We start from the raw sequence: 18,126 nt of genomic DNA on the forward strand, positions 1-18,126 counted from the left end.
TGACGCCGATTAAAGGGGGCACTCCCAGTACCCCTATCAGCAGTGACTCCCTCGGTTCGGGAAAGTCCTGTTGGATGGATAGAGTCGTTCGGGGCCGAAGGGCCATCCCAGACTCAAACGGCATGGCGCCGCACTCGCCCTGGAAGACACCGCGAACACCGATCCTCCGTCCACAAGCAGGAGAAACATGCTTAGCGTTAATGCATACGCCGCCCCGTCCGCGAGCGAAGACCTCGTTCCGACAACTATCGAGCGACGCGACGTCGGCCCACACGACGTGCTGATCGAGATCAAGTATGCGGGCATCTGCCATTCCGATATCCACACTGTGCGCGGCGACTGGGGACCCCAGGCGTACCCGCTTGCACCTGGCCACGAAATCGCCGGCATCGTCACCGAAGTCGGCTCGGAAGTCACCCGGCACAAAGTCGGCGACCGCGTAGGCGTCGGCTGCATGGTGAATTCATGCCGGGAGTGCGCCAACTGCCTCGCCGGCGAAGAGCAGTACTGCCTCAAAGGCAACGTCGGTACCTACGGCGCCGTCGACCGCGACGGGACCATCACGCAGGGCGGCTATTCGACCCACGTCGTGGTCACCGAGGACTTTGTGGTGCGGATTCCAGAAGGGATCGACCTCGACGTCGCTGCTCCGCTCCTGTGCGCCGGAATCACCACCTATTCGCCGCTGCGGCACTGGGGTGCCGGACCCGGGAAGAAGATTGCCGTCGTCGGGCTCGGCGGACTGGGACACATGGCAGTCAAGCTCGCGCACGCGATGGGCGCTGAAGTCACCGTCCTGTCCCAGTCGCTCAAGAAGATGGAAGACGGCCTGAACCTGGGCGCCAACCACTATTACGCCACGTCCGATCCCGCTACCTTCGAAAAGCTGGCAGGCTCGCTGGACCTCATCATCAACACGGTCAGCGCGTCGATCGACATCAGCTCCTACCTTCAGTTGCTGAAACTCGACGGTGCCCTGGTGAATGTGGGAGCGCCGGCCGAACCGCTGCCGGTCAACGCGTTCGCGCTCATCGGGGGCCGCAGGTCCTTCGCCGGATCCGCCATCGGCGGCATCAGGGAGACCCAGGAAATGCTCGACTTCTGTGCCGAGCACGGCCTGGGAGCAGAGGTCGAGGTCATTCCGGCCGAGAAGATCAACGACGCCTACGAGCGCGTCCTTGCCTCCGACGTGCGGTACCGCTTCGTGATCGATACCTCCACATTCGCCTGATCAGTTGCTCTGATCAGACGCTTCGCGTAAGTGAACGCCCCTGCGGTTTCGTGCCGCAGGGGCGTTCTGCGTTGGCGGAGGGTTTTGCGGAGGGTTTTGCGAAGGTGCACTTTGCGAAGGTGACGCGCCACCAACGATGATGTGCTCATGGAGGCAACCCGATGAACAAGAACCGGCTCGAGGCATTCAGCGACGGCGTCCTCGCCATCATCATCACCATCATGGTGCTGGAGCTTCGCACGCCTCCGGAACCCACATGGCATGGCCTGCTTGAGGTGCTGCCCACATTCCTCAGCTACCTGCTCAGCTTCGTCTACGTGGGAATCTACTGGAACAACCACCACCACATGATCCACCTGGCGGATCGCGTCAACGGCGGAATCCTCTGGGCCAACCTGCATTTGTTGTTCTGGCTGTCCCTCTTTCCGTTCAGCACGCGCTGGATGGATGAGACAGGGTTCGTCGAAGTCCCTGTGCTGGCGTATGGGTTCAACCTACTGTGCGCCGCGGTTGCCTACTTCGTCCTGCAGCAGAGGTTCATCCGCCAGCAGGGCCGGCAAGGCGCACTCTCCCTGGCCATTGGACGCGACTGGAAGGGCAAGACCTCGCCTTTCATCTATTTGGCGGGCCTGGGGCTCTGCTTCGTGCACCCGCTCCTGGCTGTTGCCGCCTACACCGTGGTGGCCTTGATCTGGCTGGTACCGGACCGCCGGGTGGAGCATTACGTCGTCACGGCGCACCAAGAGTAAAGGACAGGTTCCAGACCCCGCGCGCACTCCGCGGCGTAACGTTAGGCCATTGTCCAGCCCGCTCCGCCGGCACTATGCTCCGTGGAAACGCTACTTCCGTTCCCGGCCAGGAGTGTCCCATGAGTAACGAGCAGCTCATCATCATAGGATCCGGCCCTGCCGGCTACACGGCGGCAATTTACGCCGCGCGTGCGGGCTTGAGCCCGCTGGTCCTCGCCGGATCGGTGACAGCCGGCGGTGCCCTGATGAACACTACCGAAGTGGAGAACTTTCCAGGGTTCCCGGCGGGTATCCAGGGTCCGGAGCTCATGGACGGCCTCCAGGAGCAGGCAGAACGGTTCGGCGCCAAGATAGTGTTCGACGACGTCACGACGGTCCGGTTGTCAGGCCACCTTAAGAGCGTGGTCACAGGGGGCGGCAAAACCCATCAGGCACCGGCCGTGATCCTGGCGACCGGTTCCGCTTATAAGGAACTCGGCTTGCCGGAGGAGAAAAAGCTCAGCGGGCACGGCGTCTCCTGGTGCGCCACGTGTGACGGCTTTTTCTTCCGGGAGCAGGACATCATTGTGGTGGGCGGCGGGGACTCCGCCATGGAGGAAGCGATGTTCCTCACCCGCTTCGCCACGTCGGTGACAGTGGTCGTCAGGCGCGAACAGCTCCGTGCCTCACGGATCATGGCGCAGCGGGCCAAGGGCAATCCAAAGATCCACTTTGCCTGGAACTCGGCCATCACCGCGATCCACGGCGACACCAAGGTCAGCGGGGTCACCATCACGGATACCCGGACCGGTGAAACACGTGAGCATCCGGCCACCGGTATTTTCGTGGCCATTGGACATGTCCCGCGCACGGACCTTGTCGAGGGCCAAGTGGAGTTGGACGATGAGGGCTACATCAGGGTGGTCTCGCCCACCACGGTGACCAACCTCGCGGGAGTCTTCGCCTGTGGCGACGCCGTGGACCATCGCTACCGGCAGGCCATCACAGCGGCAGGCACGGGTTGCTCGGCTGCTTTGGATGCCGAACGGTATCTGGCGGCCCTTGATGATGCGGACAGTATCGCCACTGCACTGGTGGAAGAAACCACCCACGCGTGAATCCGGACCGGACGTAGGAAGGAGCGGCAGTTCCGCCATTTATACAGCGCGCCTAAAAATGACTTTTCGGTGTGCCTAAATTTGCGGTATCCTCATTGTGTCCGTATCCCCGATGATGAGGAAACCATGGCTTCCACCCTCGCCCGGCCACCTGTAACCACTTCGCGGTGGCGTTCCAGGCTGCTCTTGCTCGGTCCGGCTTTCGTGGCGGCAATCGCCTATGTTGATCCGGGAAACGTCGCAGCGAACCTCACGGCGGGCGCGAACTACGGATACCTGCTCGTCTGGGTGTTGGTCGCCGCCAACATCATGGCGGTCCTCGTGCAGTACCAATCGGCAAAGCTTGGCCTGGCCACCGGCCACAGCCTCCCCGAACTCCTCGGCAAGAGGCTGGGAACCCGCCAACGCAGGCTCTTCTGGGCTCAGGCGGAACTCGTCGCAGGAGCCACGGACATGGCCGAGGTCATTGGCGGCGCCGTGGCGCTCAACCTCCTATTCGGCGTGCCGCTCCTCTTGGGCGGAGTGATCATCGGGTTCGCGTCCATGCTGATCCTGACACTCCAATCATCGCGGGGCCAAAAGACATTCGAATCCGCCATCATCGCGCTCCTCGCGGTCATCGCCGTCGGATTCGTGTCCGGGCTATTCGTCAGCCCTCCGCAGGCCGGAGGCGTCCTGTCCGGCCTCGTGCCGCGGTTCGAAGGCCCTGACACCGTCCTCCTCGCGGCCAGCATGCTGGGAGCCACGGTGATGCCACATGCGATCTACCTGCACTCTGCCCTCGCGCGGGACAGGCACGGCTTCTCGGCAGACCCTGTTGTACGGACCAAGCTCATCCGCACAACCCGGGTGGATGTCGTCGGCGCCCTCCTCCTCGCAGGCATCGTTAACATCGCCATGCTCCTGCTGGCCGCCACCAGCCTGCGCGGCGTCGAGGGAACCGACACCATCGCCGGGGCCCACGCCGCCGTCACCTCCGCGTTGGGCCCTGTCATCGGAGTCGCCTTCGGGGTGGGCCTCCTCGCCTCCGGCCTGGCCTCGACCTCCGTGGGATGCTATGCCGGGGCGACCATCATGGGCGGACTGCTCAAGTTCCGCGTGCCCTTGCTGCTTCGCCGGGTTATCACGCTCGTCCCAGCCTTGATCATCCTCGGAGCGGGAATCGAACCCACATTGGCGTTGGTCACGAGCCAGGTCCTCTTGAGCTTCGGCATCCCGTTCGCTTTGATACCCTTGATCAGGCTGACCGGAAAACGCGAGGTCATGGGCATCCACGCCGATTCTCCCGCCCTGAAAATCGCAGGATGGACCAGCGCGGTACTCATCGTGGGACTCAACTGCGTCCTGATCGTGCTGACCGTCACGGGGAATTCTTAGGCCCCCTCAAGGGCACGTGGGCTTGGGGCGAGCCCAGGAGGAACCCCCATGAGCAATCCCCCAACCCTGGCCAGGCGGCTGGGAACGTTTGACGCGGTTTTGATCGGGCTGGGCTCGATGATCGGTGCGGGAGTGTTTGCCGCGTTCACCCCGGCTGCTGCCGCCGCCGGCTCCGGACTATTGATCGCGCTGGCCGCCGCGGCCATTGTGGCCTTCTGCAACGCGACGTCGTCCGCCCAGCTCGCTGCCGCCTACCCGACGTCCGGCGGAACTTACATTTACGGACGCGAGCGATTGGGACCCTGGCCCGGATACTTGGCCGGATGGGGGTTCGTGATCGGAAAGACCGCCAGCGCGGCCGCCATGGCCATGACCTTCGCAGCGTACGCGGCACCTGCCGGGTGGGAGCGTCCCGTGGCGATTGCCGCCGTCGTCATCCTTGCCGCGGTGAACTACCACGGCGTCACCCGCACGGCAGCCCTCACGCGCGTCCTCGTGATCGCTGTCCTGGCCGCCCTCACCGTGGCGGTGGCCGCGTGCTTGGGCGGTTCCGCACCCACGCTGGCCAACGTCCCCGGGAATGGGCTCCTCGCGCATGGTTGGTACGGGATCCTGCAGTCAGCCGGGCTTCTGTTCTTCGCCTTCGCGGGTTACGCGAGGATCGCGACCATGGGAGAAGAAGTCAGGAACCCGCGCCGCGCCATCCCCCGAGCCATCGGGATCGCGCTGGGAATCACCGTCGTGGTTTACGCCGCCATTGCACTGACGCTCTTGGCGACGCTTGGCCCGAACGGAATCGCGGCCACAGCGGCACCGCTGGTGGCCGCCGTCGGGCACGGCTCCCTCTCGTGGGCCGCACCCGTGGTACGGGTCGGGGCCGCCGTTGCTTCCTTGGGCGCCCTCCTCGCCCTCATCGCGGGACTGGGCCGGACAACCTTGGCGATGGCCCGTCACCATGACCTGCCGCACTGGCTCGCGGCGGTCCATCCTCGCTACCGCGTTCCCCACAAGGCCGAGATCGCTCTTGCGGTAGCGATTTGCGTGATCATCAGCGTCGCGGACCTGCGTGGGGCGATCGGCTTCTCGTCCTTCGGCGTGCTCATCTACTATTTGGTGGCCAACATCGCCGCGTTCACGCAACCGGCCACGGACCGTCGGTACCCGAAAGCGCTCCAGGTCTTCGGCGCGGTGGCGTGCGTGATCCTCGTCGCCACACTACCGCCGCTATCGGCCGGGCTCGGTGTCTTGATGTTCGCCGTAGGCGTCGTCCTGCGCATGGTGCGGGTTCGCCGTTAGCATCACGATGACGCTGCGGCCGGCGGCACCGCTTCGGCTTGTCGCTCGGTCGGCGGAATGCCGCGTGCCTTCCTGCCGCTCAACACGATGAGCGCCAGCGCCAGAACAGTGAGGGCGGCACAAGCGGCGAAGACACCCGGGTAGCCGATCGCCGTCGTCGAACCGAAGGCGATGATCGGACCCGAGACGATAGCGCCAAGGCGCCGAGTGTTGGTGTAGAGGCCTGAAGCGAGGCCGGGCCGCGGAATCAACCGCTGGAACAGCGTCAGGCCCACGCCCGCCACAATGCCGAAGAACCACGCGTTCAACACTTGCAGGGCTATCAGCGCGGCAGGGTTACTAACGAAAGCCATCAATCCGTAATAGGCGATTCCTGCCACGCAGCCCGAGGCGATAAGCGCCCGGCTGGAGAAACGGCGGGCCAGCCGTCCGATCAGGAAGAGCGCCGGAATTTCGAGCGCGGCCGAGACGCCCAGCGCAATACCTGCCCACACGATGCCCGCACCGAGCCCCTGCGTGACGAACAGTCCCATAATCGATACTGCCGCGCTATTGGTCGCCTGCAAGGCGATAAAGCCGAGGACGACGGCGGCGACTCCCGCCTTCGAGAAGCCGCGGCCGCCGTCGGGGTCCTCGTGCCGCGGCTGGACGTCCGCGTCAACAGGGCGCCGCTGCTTCAGCATGGCCGCCGTGGTGGCGACGTTCAGGATCGCCACCCCCGCGAGGGCCAGCAAGATGGCGCGATTGCCCAGCGTCCCCATAATGAGGGTTGCCAAGGGCGGGCCAGCGACCCAGGCAAACGAAACAATCGCCCTCGTGTTCATCACATCCGCCGGGCCTGCCCCGGAATGCTTGAGTTGGGCGAACAAGAGGGAACTGCCCACCCCGGCCGGCCCTCCCAAGACAATCAAGCCCACGACGGCGAGCGGCAGGGCCGTGCTGGCCGCGAGCAGCGCGGACAACGCCAGCGTCAGTGCCCCGCAGGCCAACATGGGCCGCAAGTAGTCCTTTGCACGGTCGGCATAAGCGGGCAAAAGAAGCGAGGCAACGAACCCGCTCGCATTGTAGACAGCAAGCACCCAGCCCACCTCGGCCGGAGTCGCGTTGAAGAGGGCCACCAAGAGGAGGGCCAAGGCCGGGTTGAGGAAAGCGAACTGCAGTCCCCACAACAACGCCGCGGACGGCACAAGCAAACGCCTCATGCCCTGGCACTCCACTGGTGGGGTTCAATCGATCGATCCATGCATTCCACCCTAGAATCGCGGCTATCCGCGTGGGAGGGCCTGCCGGTACCTGTATTACCAGGCCTTCCCGCTGCTCAGGGGCACTTTTCGGTCGTCCACCCGTGAGCGTCCGGGCCGGGGATCAGCTCGGACAATTTCCTGAATCAGGGGTGGACGGCGGGAGGCGCACAGAGCAGGATTGAGCCATGAGCAACGATGACGCACTTCTGAAGCAGGCCAGCATCACCGCCACGGAAGCCACGCTCGTGGCCAAGTTCGAGATCGAGGGCAACATCCCCGGTTCCGGCGCGTTCGTTGTGGGCTTGGTCGCTGCGAGTCCTGACTATTCCTCCCAGCGAAGACTGGGCATCGAATTCATGAACGGGGAAGCAATCGCCTTCTTCTCGTTTAACCATGACCAAAGCGCCGAAGAGAACTACGACCTCAAGGGCGTGGAACACGAGGGAAGCACCATCACAGGCCATTTCCCGCTTTCCGCGATCAACGGCCTTGGCAAGGGGCACGTGATGACGGCCTTCAGCGAAGCGGACGGCCGGGATTTCCAATCGGGCGTCGCCGTCAACGAGGCCATCTAGGGTTCGGTCCTGGCCCTGTGGAGCCGCGCGTCGATTTCATCTCTTTGGGCGTGCGTGACGTCGATGCGTCGCGCCGTTTCTATGTGGACGGCCTTGGCTGGCCGGTCCACGCCGAGTATCCCGGGGACGTCCTCTTCCTCCAGGTGAACCACGGGCTGATGCTGTCCTTGTGGAACGTGGAGCAAATGCAAGGGGAAGCCGCCGTCGACCCACCCACGGGCGTGCCGTGCATCACGTTGAGCCATAACGTTTCCGGTCCCGAAGAAGTCGACCGGATGATGTCCGAGGCGCAGGCCGCGGGCGCCGTCGTCGTCGCTCCCCCGAAGTCCCAGCCTTGGGACGGTTACACCGGATACTTCGCGGACCCGGACGGGTTCCGTTGGGAGATTGCCTACAACCCGACCTGGACGGTCGACGACGGCGGAAAGGTCACCGTGTGAGCGCGGCTTCGGCGCCTCCGTGGGCGGTGCGTGTCATGTGACACATGCGCTCCAAGGAATAGTCGGCATCGGGTTACCGTTGATGCGAATAGTTCGTTACAGCATCGACAGGAGAAATCCGTGGACTTCACTCCCGAAGCCGGCACCATCACCATGTTCTCGACCACGTGGTGCGGCTACTGCAACCGCTTGAAGAAGCAGTTGGACGCCAAGGGCATTGGCTACAACGAAATCAACATTGAAGAGGTTGACGGCACCGCCGAACTCGTGGAGAAGCTCAACGGCGGCAACCAGACCGTTCCCACTGTCTTGTTCCCGGACGGCTCCGCGGCGACGAACCCATCCGCAGCCGAGGTTGAAGCACGCCTCGCGGCCTGAGAACCGGGTGCCGTGCCGCACTGCTTGTACGGTGCCGCACTGCTAGTGCCGTGCCGCCCTGCTTGTACGGTGCCGCCCTATAGGGGCGGCACCGGGCTCGCCGACGACACGGTGCTTGCCGCCGGCATCAAGCTCCGAAAGTCGCCGTCGAGCAATTCTGCGTAATCCGAATAAGCCGCGATAATCGCATCCTCGACGGCTGGCACATCCAATTGGGGCAGGAGATCGTTGGCCGCCCCCGCGGTTGAAGGATCCCATTCGAGGCCCAAAGCCTCATAGCTCGCAGTCAAGACCGCGCGGATGGGCGCCGAGTCCTCCACGACCACCACCGAGCTGAAGAGCCAACCGCCGGACACCACGCGCTGCGCGGTCCCGATCAGCTTGATCTGGTGGGCGGGGAAGTCCGGGTCGAGGCCGTGGACGCTGAATTCACCCGGGCAGTACTCGCCGGGAATTTCCCCCACGCCGGCCTGGAGTCCGACCCGGCGCAGCGCGCCCGCCAGGAGCTCGCCAAAGAGTGCGAACCGCGCCTTCGCCCCGGCGATTGCGTCCACGTGTGGCTCAACGTGATCGATCACCAGGGTGCCCCGGTGGTAGGCGGCGGCCCGTCCCCCGGCTTTGCGGATCAGTGGCTCGAAACCGAGTTCGCGGCAGGCCTCGGCGGCGGCCGGGAATCCCGCCAGCTTGGCGTCGCGTTGGCCGAAAGCAACCGTGGGCTGCGGCCGGTACAGCCGCAGCGTGGGCGCCAAGAGTCCCCTGCGCGCGCGATTGAGCAGTTCTATCCCGAAGTCGAGGTCCTCGGTGGCGCCAAGCGATTCCTGCTGGCGGACCACGGTGAGCGTACGGTTTGCTCCCTGCATGTCGGCGGCCATCAGCTCTTCCTCACCGTGAGGATCTGTTCGGCGCGGCCGAACGGTCCTTCGAGGTCGTGCAGGACCGAGGAGGTCAACCCAATGCCGTCGCTGCCAAAGGAAACCATGTTGTCCACCCCGAGCCACTCGCCCGCCGGCTCGCGGTACATGTGGATCTGGAGATCGAGGTTGGGAAAGATGTAGCTGTTCTTGCCCGGTGACACCCGGGCTGCGATGCCATTCGCGGTATCCACGAGTCCTACGAGCCTCGCGACGTCGCTGCTGTCACCAGCATCGGTGAGGGGGTGGTCTGTGCGGATCCAGACCTTCCCCGAACCTGAGCGGTGTCCTTCGGCGATCCTCATCTCGAGTGACCGGATATAGCCGCCTGGCCACACACTCGCGCCGTCCCACGGTTTGCATTCATCCGGCGCGGGCATCGGGAAGTCCTCTATGGCAGCTACGGCGCTTGTGTCGCTCGTCGCCATTCGCCAAGCGGTGGCACGGATGGCTACCCGACCGGCCGCCGTGAGTTCCGCTTGGACCAATTCGATGGTCCTGCCGGGGCGCAAAGTCTTGGTGGTGACCTCGAACTCGCCACCGGGAATAAGGCCCAGGATCTCGTAGCTCAGCCGGGCCATGCGGACGTCCCCACGAGGCTCATGGCGGAGAAGCGCATCGGCCATGATGCCCGACGCCGGGGCCATGTGCTGCTCTTGTGGGTTCCACGCACCTTGGGCGTGAATAGTGGACCTGAACCGTCCACCTCCCTGCGATTCGTAGTAGAAATCGCCTTCCGCAAGTTCCGGAAGCTCAATACCCACGCTCGCCCTTTCGCTGGCCGGAAGTGGAAACTCAGACCACTGTATCTTCTGGAGCCACTGTATCCCCCCGGAGGTCCTGTTCCGGTTTTGCCTGTTCCGGGATTCTTTGTCCCCGAACCTCGGCTGTCCGCCGCCTGCGCCAAACAACCGCTCCAAGGACGATACCTACAAGTGCAAGGGCGAGAATGAGTGCAGTCAGTGGCGAGGCCGCCATGACTGTGAGCCAAGCATCGATGGCCGCAAGCCCGATCGTGGCGTAGACGAACGCCCAAATCGCTGAGCCTGCGATTGCCGCGGGGAGGTAACGCCGCAGCGGCATCCTCGCGGCACCGGCCGCGAAGTTGACGGCGGTCTGGAGTCCGATTGTCAGGAACGTCAGTACGACGGCGTAGGGACCCAAGCGCTGTATCAGGACTTGGGCTCTGGCTGCTTGGGGGCGCTTCAACGCCGCGGCGAACCGCGTGCGTTCGACGCCCGCTGCCGCGCCCCTGCCGATCCAATACGTAGCATTGACGCGAACCATCACCACCCCGAAGAGGGCTGCGAGTGCCGCTTCAAAGGGCAAGTCCAGGATCTGGTCCACGCGCCGCCCTCCCCGGTGTCATAAGCAAAGTAAGTCTTACCTTACCTCACTGCCGGACGCAGGCCTGGGCCTTGGCCTGGCGGGCTGCTTCCCTATCCTGCCGCCCGTTCCCTAGCCTGTCCGGCTTGAGTGATCGATGCTGAAATCGCCTCCCGGATACAGGATGGTTTCGTGGCCATCGTCAAAGCGCACGAAATACGGCGGGGCACCGTTGTCACCACGGACTTCGATGATCTCTCCGTGCCGGTCCGACGCGCCGACCGTCCTGCCATGAATGATGATGCGATCTCCCTGGGCTGCTTCCACAGGAACCACCTCCCAGGATCAGACTACGAGTCCCGGCCCGGAGAAGGAACAGGGCGCGTTGACCTATTGTGCAGGACTTGTCCTGCCTGCGCTGATGGTCCCTTGCCTTCAATGTCCGACCCCCTCGCTAACTTCAAGAACAGCATTCGGAAGTTCCGGAACCAACCGTGATCGAACAAGGCCAACAGGTCGAGGAGGGAGAGCAGCATGTCGAGTCGAGGGGCGCAGAGCAGCCCGTCTACCGAGGTGGACACCGGGCCAGGCACGCGCAAGCATTCGGGGCGCGCTTCTTTTCCGTGCACTCCGGCAAAAAGCACCATGCCCGGGTGGTACAACGAGCTACTCCGCTCCATCTCGCAAAGGGTTGAGCTTGGCCGGCGCGCGGCTACAACCGCCGTCAACCGCGAACTCGTCGCTACCAATTGGGCCATCGGCAAGCTCATTCTCGATCGGCAAGGCAGTGAGGGGTGGGGTGCAAAAGTCATCGACCGGCTCTCCGCCGACCTCCAGTCCGCGTTCCCCGGGGCTGCCGGATTTTCTCCCCGCAACCTCAAATACATGCGCGCATTCGCCGAAGCGTGGCCGGACTATGCAATTGTGCAACGCATTGCACAATTGCCCTGGATCCATCAGATCTCCTTGATCCAGAAGCTCAGCGATCCCGAAAGCCGCCTCTGGTACGCAGCTGCCGCCGTCGAGCACGGGTGGTCACGGAACGTGCTGGTCCACCACATCGAGACAAAACGCATGGAACGCTCAGGCAAGGCCATCAGCAACTTCGGCGCGACCCTGCCGCCTGTCGATTCCGATCTGACGCAGGAAGCCACCAAGGACCCGTACGTGTTCGACTTTGTAGCCATGACGGACCGGCGCAACGAACGTGAATTGGAATCGCAATTGGTCAAGCACGTTGAGAAATTCCTCTTGGAACTCGGGCACGGTTTCGCCTACGTCGGGCGCCAGGTTCGCCTCCTTATCAATGACCAGGAGTTCTTCGCGGACCTGCTTTTCTACAACTTCAAGCTCCGCTGCTTCGTGGTGATCGAACTCAAGGCCACGGACTTCAAGCCGGGATACCTCGGCCAGCTCGGGATGTACATGGCAGCCGTGGACGATTTGCTGGCCCACCCGGACGACAAACCGACAATCGGGCTCCTATTGTGCAAATCCAAGGACAGCCTGGTAGCTGAATATGCCCTGCGAACTACATCCATGCCGATCGGAGTCTCGGAGTGGAAGACCGAAATCATGGAGTCGATGCCGGAGGAATTCGCTTCCAACCTGCCCAGCATCGAACTCATCGAAGCCGAGCTGGCCGGCGGCCCTCCGCTGCACGACTCAACAACAAGCCGCAACTCACGCAACTGACGGAGGAAATTGCAATTCCGGTCGGCGTTTCGCCAATTCAGCCAAGATGGTGGAAATTGCGTCTCGGACTTCCGCTTCGTCTTCGCTGCCCCGGGCCGCATCGAGCGCCGAGGAGGTGTCCTTGACGAAGGCATCCCAGTCCCCTCCTCCGGCTCGGAGGCCGGCCAGGGGCGACATCAGCGCCGCGCGGCGCAGCCACTTGTCGGACCCGGTCAACCAACGTTGCCGGACGCCCTCAGCACGGGACTTCGCTTGACCTTCCAGCCCGGCGATCAAGGGTCCGATCACATCCGCCGCGAGGGGATCCACGAGTTCGCGGACGCGCGCCTCGCGGACAAATCCCTCGAGGCGTGTCAGGTCGCTGTTATTGAGCAAATGGACTTTGGACTGCAACAGCACAACCGCCGCGAGCCGACGCTCGTAAACCGGAGGCTCCCACAGTTCCGAGCTCAGCATGGTGACGTCATCGTGCGTGAGGTCCGGGTGGCGCCGTAGCGCGTCCCGCACGGTTCCGCGAATGGCGCCTACCGACGATCCATAGAATCGGAGGTCCGCCCCGAGCCGAGCTTCGGTTTCTTCAGCCCGGAGCCACGAGCTTTCCCTCTGCAAAGTCTCATCGATGAACTCAGCGGCCTCACTCATGCAGACATTCTTTCGCAGCTGGCTCTGGCTCAACGAATTGGCCGGTAGATGGAGAGGCCGGGACACGCGCACCAAGCAGTGGAAGACTCGACTCCATGCGCGAATTCGTGGTGCTTGGCACTTCTTCCCACGTTCCTACCCGGGAGCGCAACCAGAATGGCTATGTGCTCATCTGGGACCGCGATGGTTACCTCTTCGACCCCGGCGAAGGAACGCAGCGCCAAATGATCCATGCCGGCGTCTCGTCGAACAAGATCACACACATTTGCATCACCCACGTCCACGGCGACCATTGCCTCGGCTTGCCCGGAGTGGTGTCGCGCATGGTCTTGGACGGAGTGCAACACCCAGTCCACCTGCACTATCCGGCCTCCGGCGAGGGCGCGATCCGTGCGCTGCTCTCAGTCGCGACCCCGGGCCTGGACCTCCGGCTCCATCCGCATGGCGGCGCGGGAGAAATCGCCCCCGGACTGGAAGTGCAACCCCTCCTGCACAGGATCGAAGCCTTCGGTTACCGGCTGACCGAGCCCGCTGGCAGGCGCCTCCTCCCCGGGCGGTTGGCAGCTGCCGGGATCACGGGACCCGACATCGCGCGCTTGCAGCGCGAAGGCAGCTTGGGTGGCGTGCGTTTGGAGGATGTAAGCGTTCCGAGGGTCGGGCAGGGTTTTGCCTTCGTCATGGACACGGAACCTTGCGCCGGCGCCGAGGAGCTGGCCGACGGCGTCGACCTCCTAGTCGCGGAGTCCACCTTCAGCGACGACGACGCCGGACTCGCAGCGCATTATCGCCACCTCACCGCCGGGCAGGCCGGCGCTCTGGCGGCCACTTCCGGCGTCGGCGCGCTTGTCCTCACCCACTTTTCGTCGCGCTACCCCGACGTCGGAGTGCTCGCCGAACAGGCCAGGGCACGCGCTGGAGCAACCACGGTGGTGGCCGCGAACGATTTTGACCGGATCCCCTTCCCGAAGCGGCAAAGGTCAACTTAACTGGGAGGAAAGTCCGCTTAGGTGAACGGCAGCCGGAAAACAGGTAGGCGATACTCGTGCGATGGAGCCGCGTTCGCGGTTGAATATTACTAATAGAACATCCGGCAGTCGATGAGCTACCGGCCCTACGGGACCGGCAAAGACGGGGCCGACGGCGGGAGGGCCCCTGGAGCCCGGGGCTCGGGGCTCTCTACCCCAGACGCCGCCGGCCCCCCATTTCTTGTGCTGCTTTTGTGCGGCGGCTTGTTGGACGCGAGATCCTGCGGGCCGCTACATCTGCGGTACGAGAAAATACCATCGACGTCGTTGGCACGAGCCGCTCTTTGGTGGGCCAAGGCCTTCCGCGGCCGACTCCTGTATCCCGCAATAGTGGACTGTCCTTCTTTCATCGAAGCAGTTTGATGCGCTGACCGGGGAATGTCAGCTTAGCTGCTCGTTTCGGTTGAGGTTGAGTGGCGGCCTCTGTTCCTGACCCTCTTGAGTCCGCGAACGTCCGACAACCCGTGGTTTACCGGCGCGCCGCCGTCGAGGTCTGGTCAAAAGAGGTCAGGAGCGGGGCGGCCATTCCTGGTGTGGACTCATATCGCGAAAGTGGATAACGGGATCTGTCCGGCTTTTCGCTGGGGATCGAGCAGGTGGCTAATAATGTCGTACCCCTTTGGCAGGCTTGGAGTATGGATCGAGGGGCAGCGTGGAGCGCGGAGGGCGCGGCGGCAGTTGGGGCTGTTGCGGCGTCCGTTGCTGTGCTGTCTTCGCTCGTGACGGGCGGGACCAGTCCGTGGGGCGGGGCTGGTCTTGAGGACGTGACCGGTCTTGACGGGGTAGTCGGCGACCGCGGGGTGGCTGGTCCCGACGGCGTGGTCAGCGGTTCGGGACCAGCTGGCGCGGTTGAACCAAGTGGTGCAGTTGAACCAACCGATGCGGTTAAGCCAGCCGGGACCGGTTCTGGTCCCCAGGGCCTGGAGCCTTCCGGTGACGCTGGCCCATCCGGGGCCCTGGGCTCGGAGACTTTCGGTGCCGGCCCCCAAGGCCTGAAACCTTCCGGGGACGCTGGTCCGGAGTCTTCCCGTGCGGGAGTTGAGGTGTCGGACGATTCTGATCCGTTGCGGGTGGTGGCGGATGGGTGTCTGGATGCGTTGGCAGAGGTGGCGCGTTTGGAGGCCAGGACGGCGGCGTTAAAGGCCCGGCTGCTCACGCAGTATGTGAACGCGGCCACGGCGTTGGCACCGCCCGCAGGCTCCCCGACCGAGGCGACTGCGCAGGAACTGTCCGTGGTGGCCGAAGTCGCGTGCGTGCTGACCGTGTCCGAACGCACCGCGTCCGGACTGATCGGGGACGCCCACGCCCTGACGGGGCTGCCGTTGACCGCGGCCGCGTTGGGTGCCGGGAGAATTTCCTGGCAGCATGCCCGCATCATTATCGACCAAACCGGGACCCTGGACTGTGCCGGAACGGCAGCGTTGGAGGAGCATTTCCTGCACCCGGACACCCCTGCCCTAGGGTGCACGGCCGGGGAACTGGTGCCGGCACGATTCCGGTCCAAGGTGCGTACGTGGCGGGAACGGCACCACCGGGACAGCATCGAAGAACGTCACGCCAAAAGCGCCCGCGACCGCAGGGTCGAATACGTCCCCGACGCCGACGGGATGGCCTGGCTCTCGGCCTACCTGCCGGCCGGGACCGCGGCCGGCATCTGGAACCGGACCACCGCCGCCGCCCGCGCCTGCCAAGGCCCCGACGAACCCCGCACCTTGGCCCAACTCCGCGCCGACATCACCGCCACCTGGCTCCTCACCACCAACGAACTACCCCGCTTAGGTGGCCTGCCCGACGGCGGTCCCGGAGTCAAGGGCAGCAGCGCACCCACCACCGGTGTAGCCGTGCGCGGCGGCGCGCCCTCGGCTGGTGCTCACGTGCGCGGCGGCGCGCCCACCACTGGTGTAGCCGTGCCCGGCAGCGCACGCACCACTGGTTTAGCCGTGCCCGGCAACCCGGAGGCACCTGACGACGACGGCGTACTTCGGCTTCCCGACCGCGAAACCGGCGACGCCGATATCCTCCGCAACGGACCAAGGCTCCCCGACACCGTGCCCGGACTTCCCGTCGGCGCCGACGTCATTCCCGATGTCGTGCCGCTCGAGGCCGCTTCTAGTGGCGGCATGCCTTTCGGTGCGGTTCCGGTGCCGCAGGCCCAGGTGCTGGTCACGGTGCCGGTGCTCTCGTTGCTGGGCGTTACGGAGGAAGCGGCGATGCTGGACGGGTACGGGCCGATCCCGCCGTCGATGGCCAGGGAATTGGTCGCGGGCGGGGCGGGGTCGTTTTACCGGGTCCTGACCGATCCGCGAGACGGTGCGCCGTTGGAAATCGGGCGGACGAGTTACCGGTTGACGAAGGCGATGCGGCAATGGTTGCGGCTCCGTGATGGCAAGTGCCCGTTCCCGGGCTGCGGCAACCAGTCCCCGGACAACGAAGCCGACCATCTGCTCGCCTGGGCGAAAGGCGGAACGACCGGGATCAGCAACCTCGGCCAACCCTGTCCGAAACACCACCGCCTCAAACACGGCACCGCCTGGACACCGACCGGCGCGGACAAACACCGCCCGCCCGGCTGGACCTCACCCACCGGACGGCAATACTCCAGCGAACACCAAGACTGGGAACCACCCCACCTCCCCGGCACCATCACCCACCGGAACCCATCCCCAGGCCGGGACGGCTCTTCGGCGATCTCTCCGGACACGGACCTGCCGTACCAAGCAGTGCCTGGTTACGATCCGAATCTGCCCGAGGACCTGTTGCCCGAAGACCCTGACTTGCAGCAAGACCGGGAGCTGCCCCCGGACCCGCTGCCGGACTGGCGCGCTTTCATCTCTGCACACCCTTGGCCCGAATCAGACCACCACGACTTACCCGAAGACGAAGCCCTGCCAAGCTACCCTGCGCCCATCGACGACCCGATTCGGGACCACGCCTATATCCAAACCGCCTAAAGCACGCAGTACCCCGACACCGACAACCGCAAGACAACAAACCAACTCGGCTGCCGCCGTCGGGCCCAGAGCTAGGGCAATACTCCTGAATGCGGGCTGCGTCTTGCAACGGCAGATGCGCCGTGTACGTGCGTTGAGCCGTGAACGTGGGCTGCGCCGTGAGTGGCAGACCCGGCGGAAATGGTGACCGTACCCAGAACGTAGGCTCAATCCCCAGCACCCCGGCCACAAACAGCGGCACCGACACCAGAACAACCGCAAGACAACAACCCAACGCACGCACCGTCGTCGGGCACTGAGCCGTCCGCCCGGGACCGAAGAGGTCGCGATTCATCGTGGACCGAGCCATTATGATCGCCACGCCGGTGAGGATATGGGGTGCCGACAAGATGGCAAGATCTCGGCGTCCGGCAGTACCCAGCACGGTGGCATCCAGTGAGCGTGCCCCGGCGCCGCCGCCCAACCGGCCTCAGCTGTTGACGCAAACCTGTCGCTGCTCACAGGCGGCGACGGCCCACAAGGCCTGTCCACGAAGCCCGGGCCAGACTACGATTTTCTCCTCGGGCCCAATAGATTGGGCCAAGTGCCGCGGCAGCAAAAGAAAATAACAAAGCAAAAAGTCGTGAGGACAGCGTTGTGACCAGACGAACCGAGCCGGGAGGTCCACACTGGCGGAGAGTGATGTCAGCCCTCGCCAATAAGGACGCGCGCATCGTCTACGCAGAAACAGTGCTCGGCGCGCAAGTCCCCGACATCCCCGGCGGTCCGCACGGAAGCAGGCTGAGCGACCGTCGTCGAAACCAAGCTACCGCCCTCCTGCTCGAATCCGGACTCATCGAACGGAAGGCAGGGAACCAACTAGCGGCGTCCGAGGCAATCTTTCGCGACCTGCTCACGCAGCAGCCCAGACGCCACGCCCAGACGGGGTTGGACCGCTTCATGCGGCTGGGCAGAATCGAGAGGTATCCAGCCAACATGGGCGAACGACGGGAACTGCTGGCCCGGATCGTCAGTGAAGCATTCAGCCCCGGAGAACACCTGACCGAAAGGCAGGTGAACGAACGGCTCCTCGGCTACACCGACGACGTCGTCATGCTGCGCCGCTACCTGATCGACTTCGAATTATTGGATCGGACACCGTCAGGCTCGTCGTACTCACGGAAGATGGCACCGTAAGCGGCTTGCCACA

At 64.3% G+C, this 18,126-nt stretch carries 18 protein-coding genes; 12 read left to right on the plus strand and 6 right to left on the minus strand.

What is annotated here, in order from left to right; translation table 11 throughout:
• Positions 1-187: 187 nt before the first annotated feature.
• The 5 genes from E1809_RS04450 (at position 188) to E1809_RS04470 (ending at position 5,750) form a co-directional block, all read left to right on the plus strand.
• Entirely contained in the window at positions 188-1,231 is a 1,044-nt protein-coding gene (locus E1809_RS04450; RefSeq protein WP_133203028.1) for an NAD(P)-dependent alcohol dehydrogenase, read from the plus strand.
• 161 nt (positions 1,232-1,392) lie between these two features.
• The gene (locus E1809_RS04455; RefSeq protein ID WP_133203029.1) at positions 1,393-1,980 is read left to right on the plus strand and encodes a TMEM175 family protein; all 588 of its coding nucleotides are present in this window, start codon (positions 1,393-1,395) and stop codon (positions 1,978-1,980) included.
• A 119-nt stretch (positions 1,981-2,099) separates the two neighbouring features.
• Complete coding sequence (gene trxB / locus E1809_RS04460) at positions 2,100-3,077, plus strand: thioredoxin-disulfide reductase (RefSeq protein ID WP_133203030.1); 978 nt, start codon at positions 2,100-2,102, stop codon at positions 3,075-3,077.
• Between the two features lie 126 nt (positions 3,078-3,203).
• A complete protein-coding gene (locus E1809_RS04465; protein WP_133203031.1) occupies positions 3,204-4,454 on the plus strand; it encodes an Nramp family divalent metal transporter in 1,251 nt (416 codons plus the stop codon).
• A 48-nt stretch (positions 4,455-4,502) separates the two neighbouring features.
• Positions 4,503-5,750, plus strand: a complete 1,248-nt coding sequence (locus E1809_RS04470; RefSeq protein WP_133203032.1) for an APC family permease — start codon at positions 4,503-4,505, stop codon at positions 5,748-5,750.
• A gap of 2 nt (positions 5,751-5,752) precedes the next feature.
• On the opposite strand, the gene E1809_RS04475 is transcribed toward E1809_RS04470, so the two are convergent.
• Positions 5,753-6,952, minus strand: a complete 1,200-nt coding sequence (locus tag E1809_RS04475) for an MFS transporter (RefSeq protein WP_133203033.1) — start codon at positions 6,950-6,952, stop codon at positions 5,753-5,755.
• A 227-nt stretch (positions 6,953-7,179) separates the two neighbouring features.
• Here E1809_RS04475 and E1809_RS04480 point away from each other — a divergent pair, with 227 nt between their 5' ends.
• The 3 genes from E1809_RS04480 to E1809_RS04490 all read left to right on the plus strand — a co-directional run bounded on the left by E1809_RS04480 (position 7,180) and on the right by E1809_RS04490 (position 8,387).
• Positions 7,180-7,569 (plus strand): hypothetical protein, encoded by a 390-nt coding sequence (locus E1809_RS04480; RefSeq protein ID WP_133203034.1) that lies wholly within the window; start codon positions 7,180-7,182, stop codon positions 7,567-7,569.
• 17 nt (positions 7,570-7,586) lie between these two features.
• Complete coding sequence (locus tag E1809_RS04485; protein WP_133203035.1) at positions 7,587-8,009, plus strand: VOC family protein; 423 nt, start codon at positions 7,587-7,589, stop codon at positions 8,007-8,009.
• A gap of 120 nt (positions 8,010-8,129) precedes the next feature.
• Entirely contained in the window at positions 8,130-8,387 is a 258-nt protein-coding gene (locus E1809_RS04490) for a mycoredoxin (RefSeq protein WP_133203036.1), read from the plus strand.
• Between the two features lie 77 nt (positions 8,388-8,464).
• Here E1809_RS04490 and E1809_RS04495 read toward each other — a convergent pair whose 3' ends face one another.
• From E1809_RS04495 to E1809_RS04510, 4 genes are all read right to left on the minus strand, one after another.
• Complete coding sequence (locus tag E1809_RS04495; RefSeq protein ID WP_235835433.1) at positions 8,465-9,259, minus strand: lipoate--protein ligase family protein; 795 nt, start codon at positions 9,257-9,259, stop codon at positions 8,465-8,467.
• Positions 9,259-10,062 carry a thioesterase family protein gene (locus E1809_RS04500; protein ID WP_133203037.1) on the minus strand — a complete coding sequence of 268 codons (804 nt, stop codon included), beginning with the start codon at positions 10,060-10,062 and terminating at the stop codon, positions 9,259-9,261. Before E1809_RS04500 ends, E1809_RS04495 begins: the two co-directional genes overlap by 1 nt.
• A 31-nt stretch (positions 10,063-10,093) precedes the next feature.
• Complete coding sequence (locus E1809_RS04505; RefSeq protein ID WP_133203038.1) at positions 10,094-10,645, minus strand: DedA family protein; 552 nt, start codon at positions 10,643-10,645, stop codon at positions 10,094-10,096.
• Between the two features lie 111 nt (positions 10,646-10,756).
• On the minus strand, positions 10,757-10,951 hold the full coding sequence (locus E1809_RS04510; protein ID WP_133203039.1) for a DUF1918 domain-containing protein: 195 nt from the start codon (positions 10,949-10,951) through the stop codon (positions 10,757-10,759).
• A 207-nt stretch (positions 10,952-11,158) separates the two neighbouring features.
• On the opposite strand from E1809_RS04510, the gene E1809_RS04515 reads away from it, so the two are divergent.
• A complete protein-coding gene (locus E1809_RS04515) occupies positions 11,159-12,319 on the plus strand; it encodes a PDDEXK nuclease domain-containing protein (protein ID WP_133203040.1) in 1,161 nt (386 codons plus the stop codon).
• On the opposite strand, the gene E1809_RS04520 is transcribed toward E1809_RS04515, so the two are convergent.
• Positions 12,308-12,961 (minus strand): DNA alkylation repair protein, encoded by a 654-nt coding sequence (locus tag E1809_RS04520; protein WP_133203041.1) that lies wholly within the window; start codon positions 12,959-12,961, stop codon positions 12,308-12,310. The genes E1809_RS04515 and E1809_RS04520 overlap by 12 nt on opposite strands.
• Before the next feature lie 95 nt (positions 12,962-13,056).
• Here E1809_RS04520 and E1809_RS04525 point away from each other — a divergent pair, with 95 nt between their 5' ends.
• From E1809_RS04525 to E1809_RS04540, 3 genes are all read left to right on the plus strand, one after another.
• Positions 13,057-13,947 (plus strand): ribonuclease Z, encoded by an 891-nt coding sequence (locus tag E1809_RS04525; protein WP_133203042.1) that lies wholly within the window; start codon positions 13,057-13,059, stop codon positions 13,945-13,947.
• 1,082 nt (positions 13,948-15,029) lie between these two features.
• Positions 15,030-16,937 (plus strand): HNH endonuclease signature motif containing protein, encoded by a 1,908-nt coding sequence (locus E1809_RS27305; RefSeq protein WP_235835434.1) that lies wholly within the window; start codon positions 15,030-15,032, stop codon positions 16,935-16,937.
• A gap of 681 nt (positions 16,938-17,618) precedes the next feature.
• Complete coding sequence (locus E1809_RS04540) at positions 17,619-18,113, plus strand: DUF2087 domain-containing protein (protein WP_133203043.1); 495 nt, start codon at positions 17,619-17,621, stop codon at positions 18,111-18,113.
• Positions 18,114-18,126 lie beyond the last annotated feature (13 nt).

Source organism: Arthrobacter terricola (assembly GCF_004354015.1).
Taxonomy (GTDB): domain Bacteria; phylum Actinomycetota; class Actinomycetes; order Actinomycetales; family Micrococcaceae; genus Arthrobacter; species Arthrobacter terricola.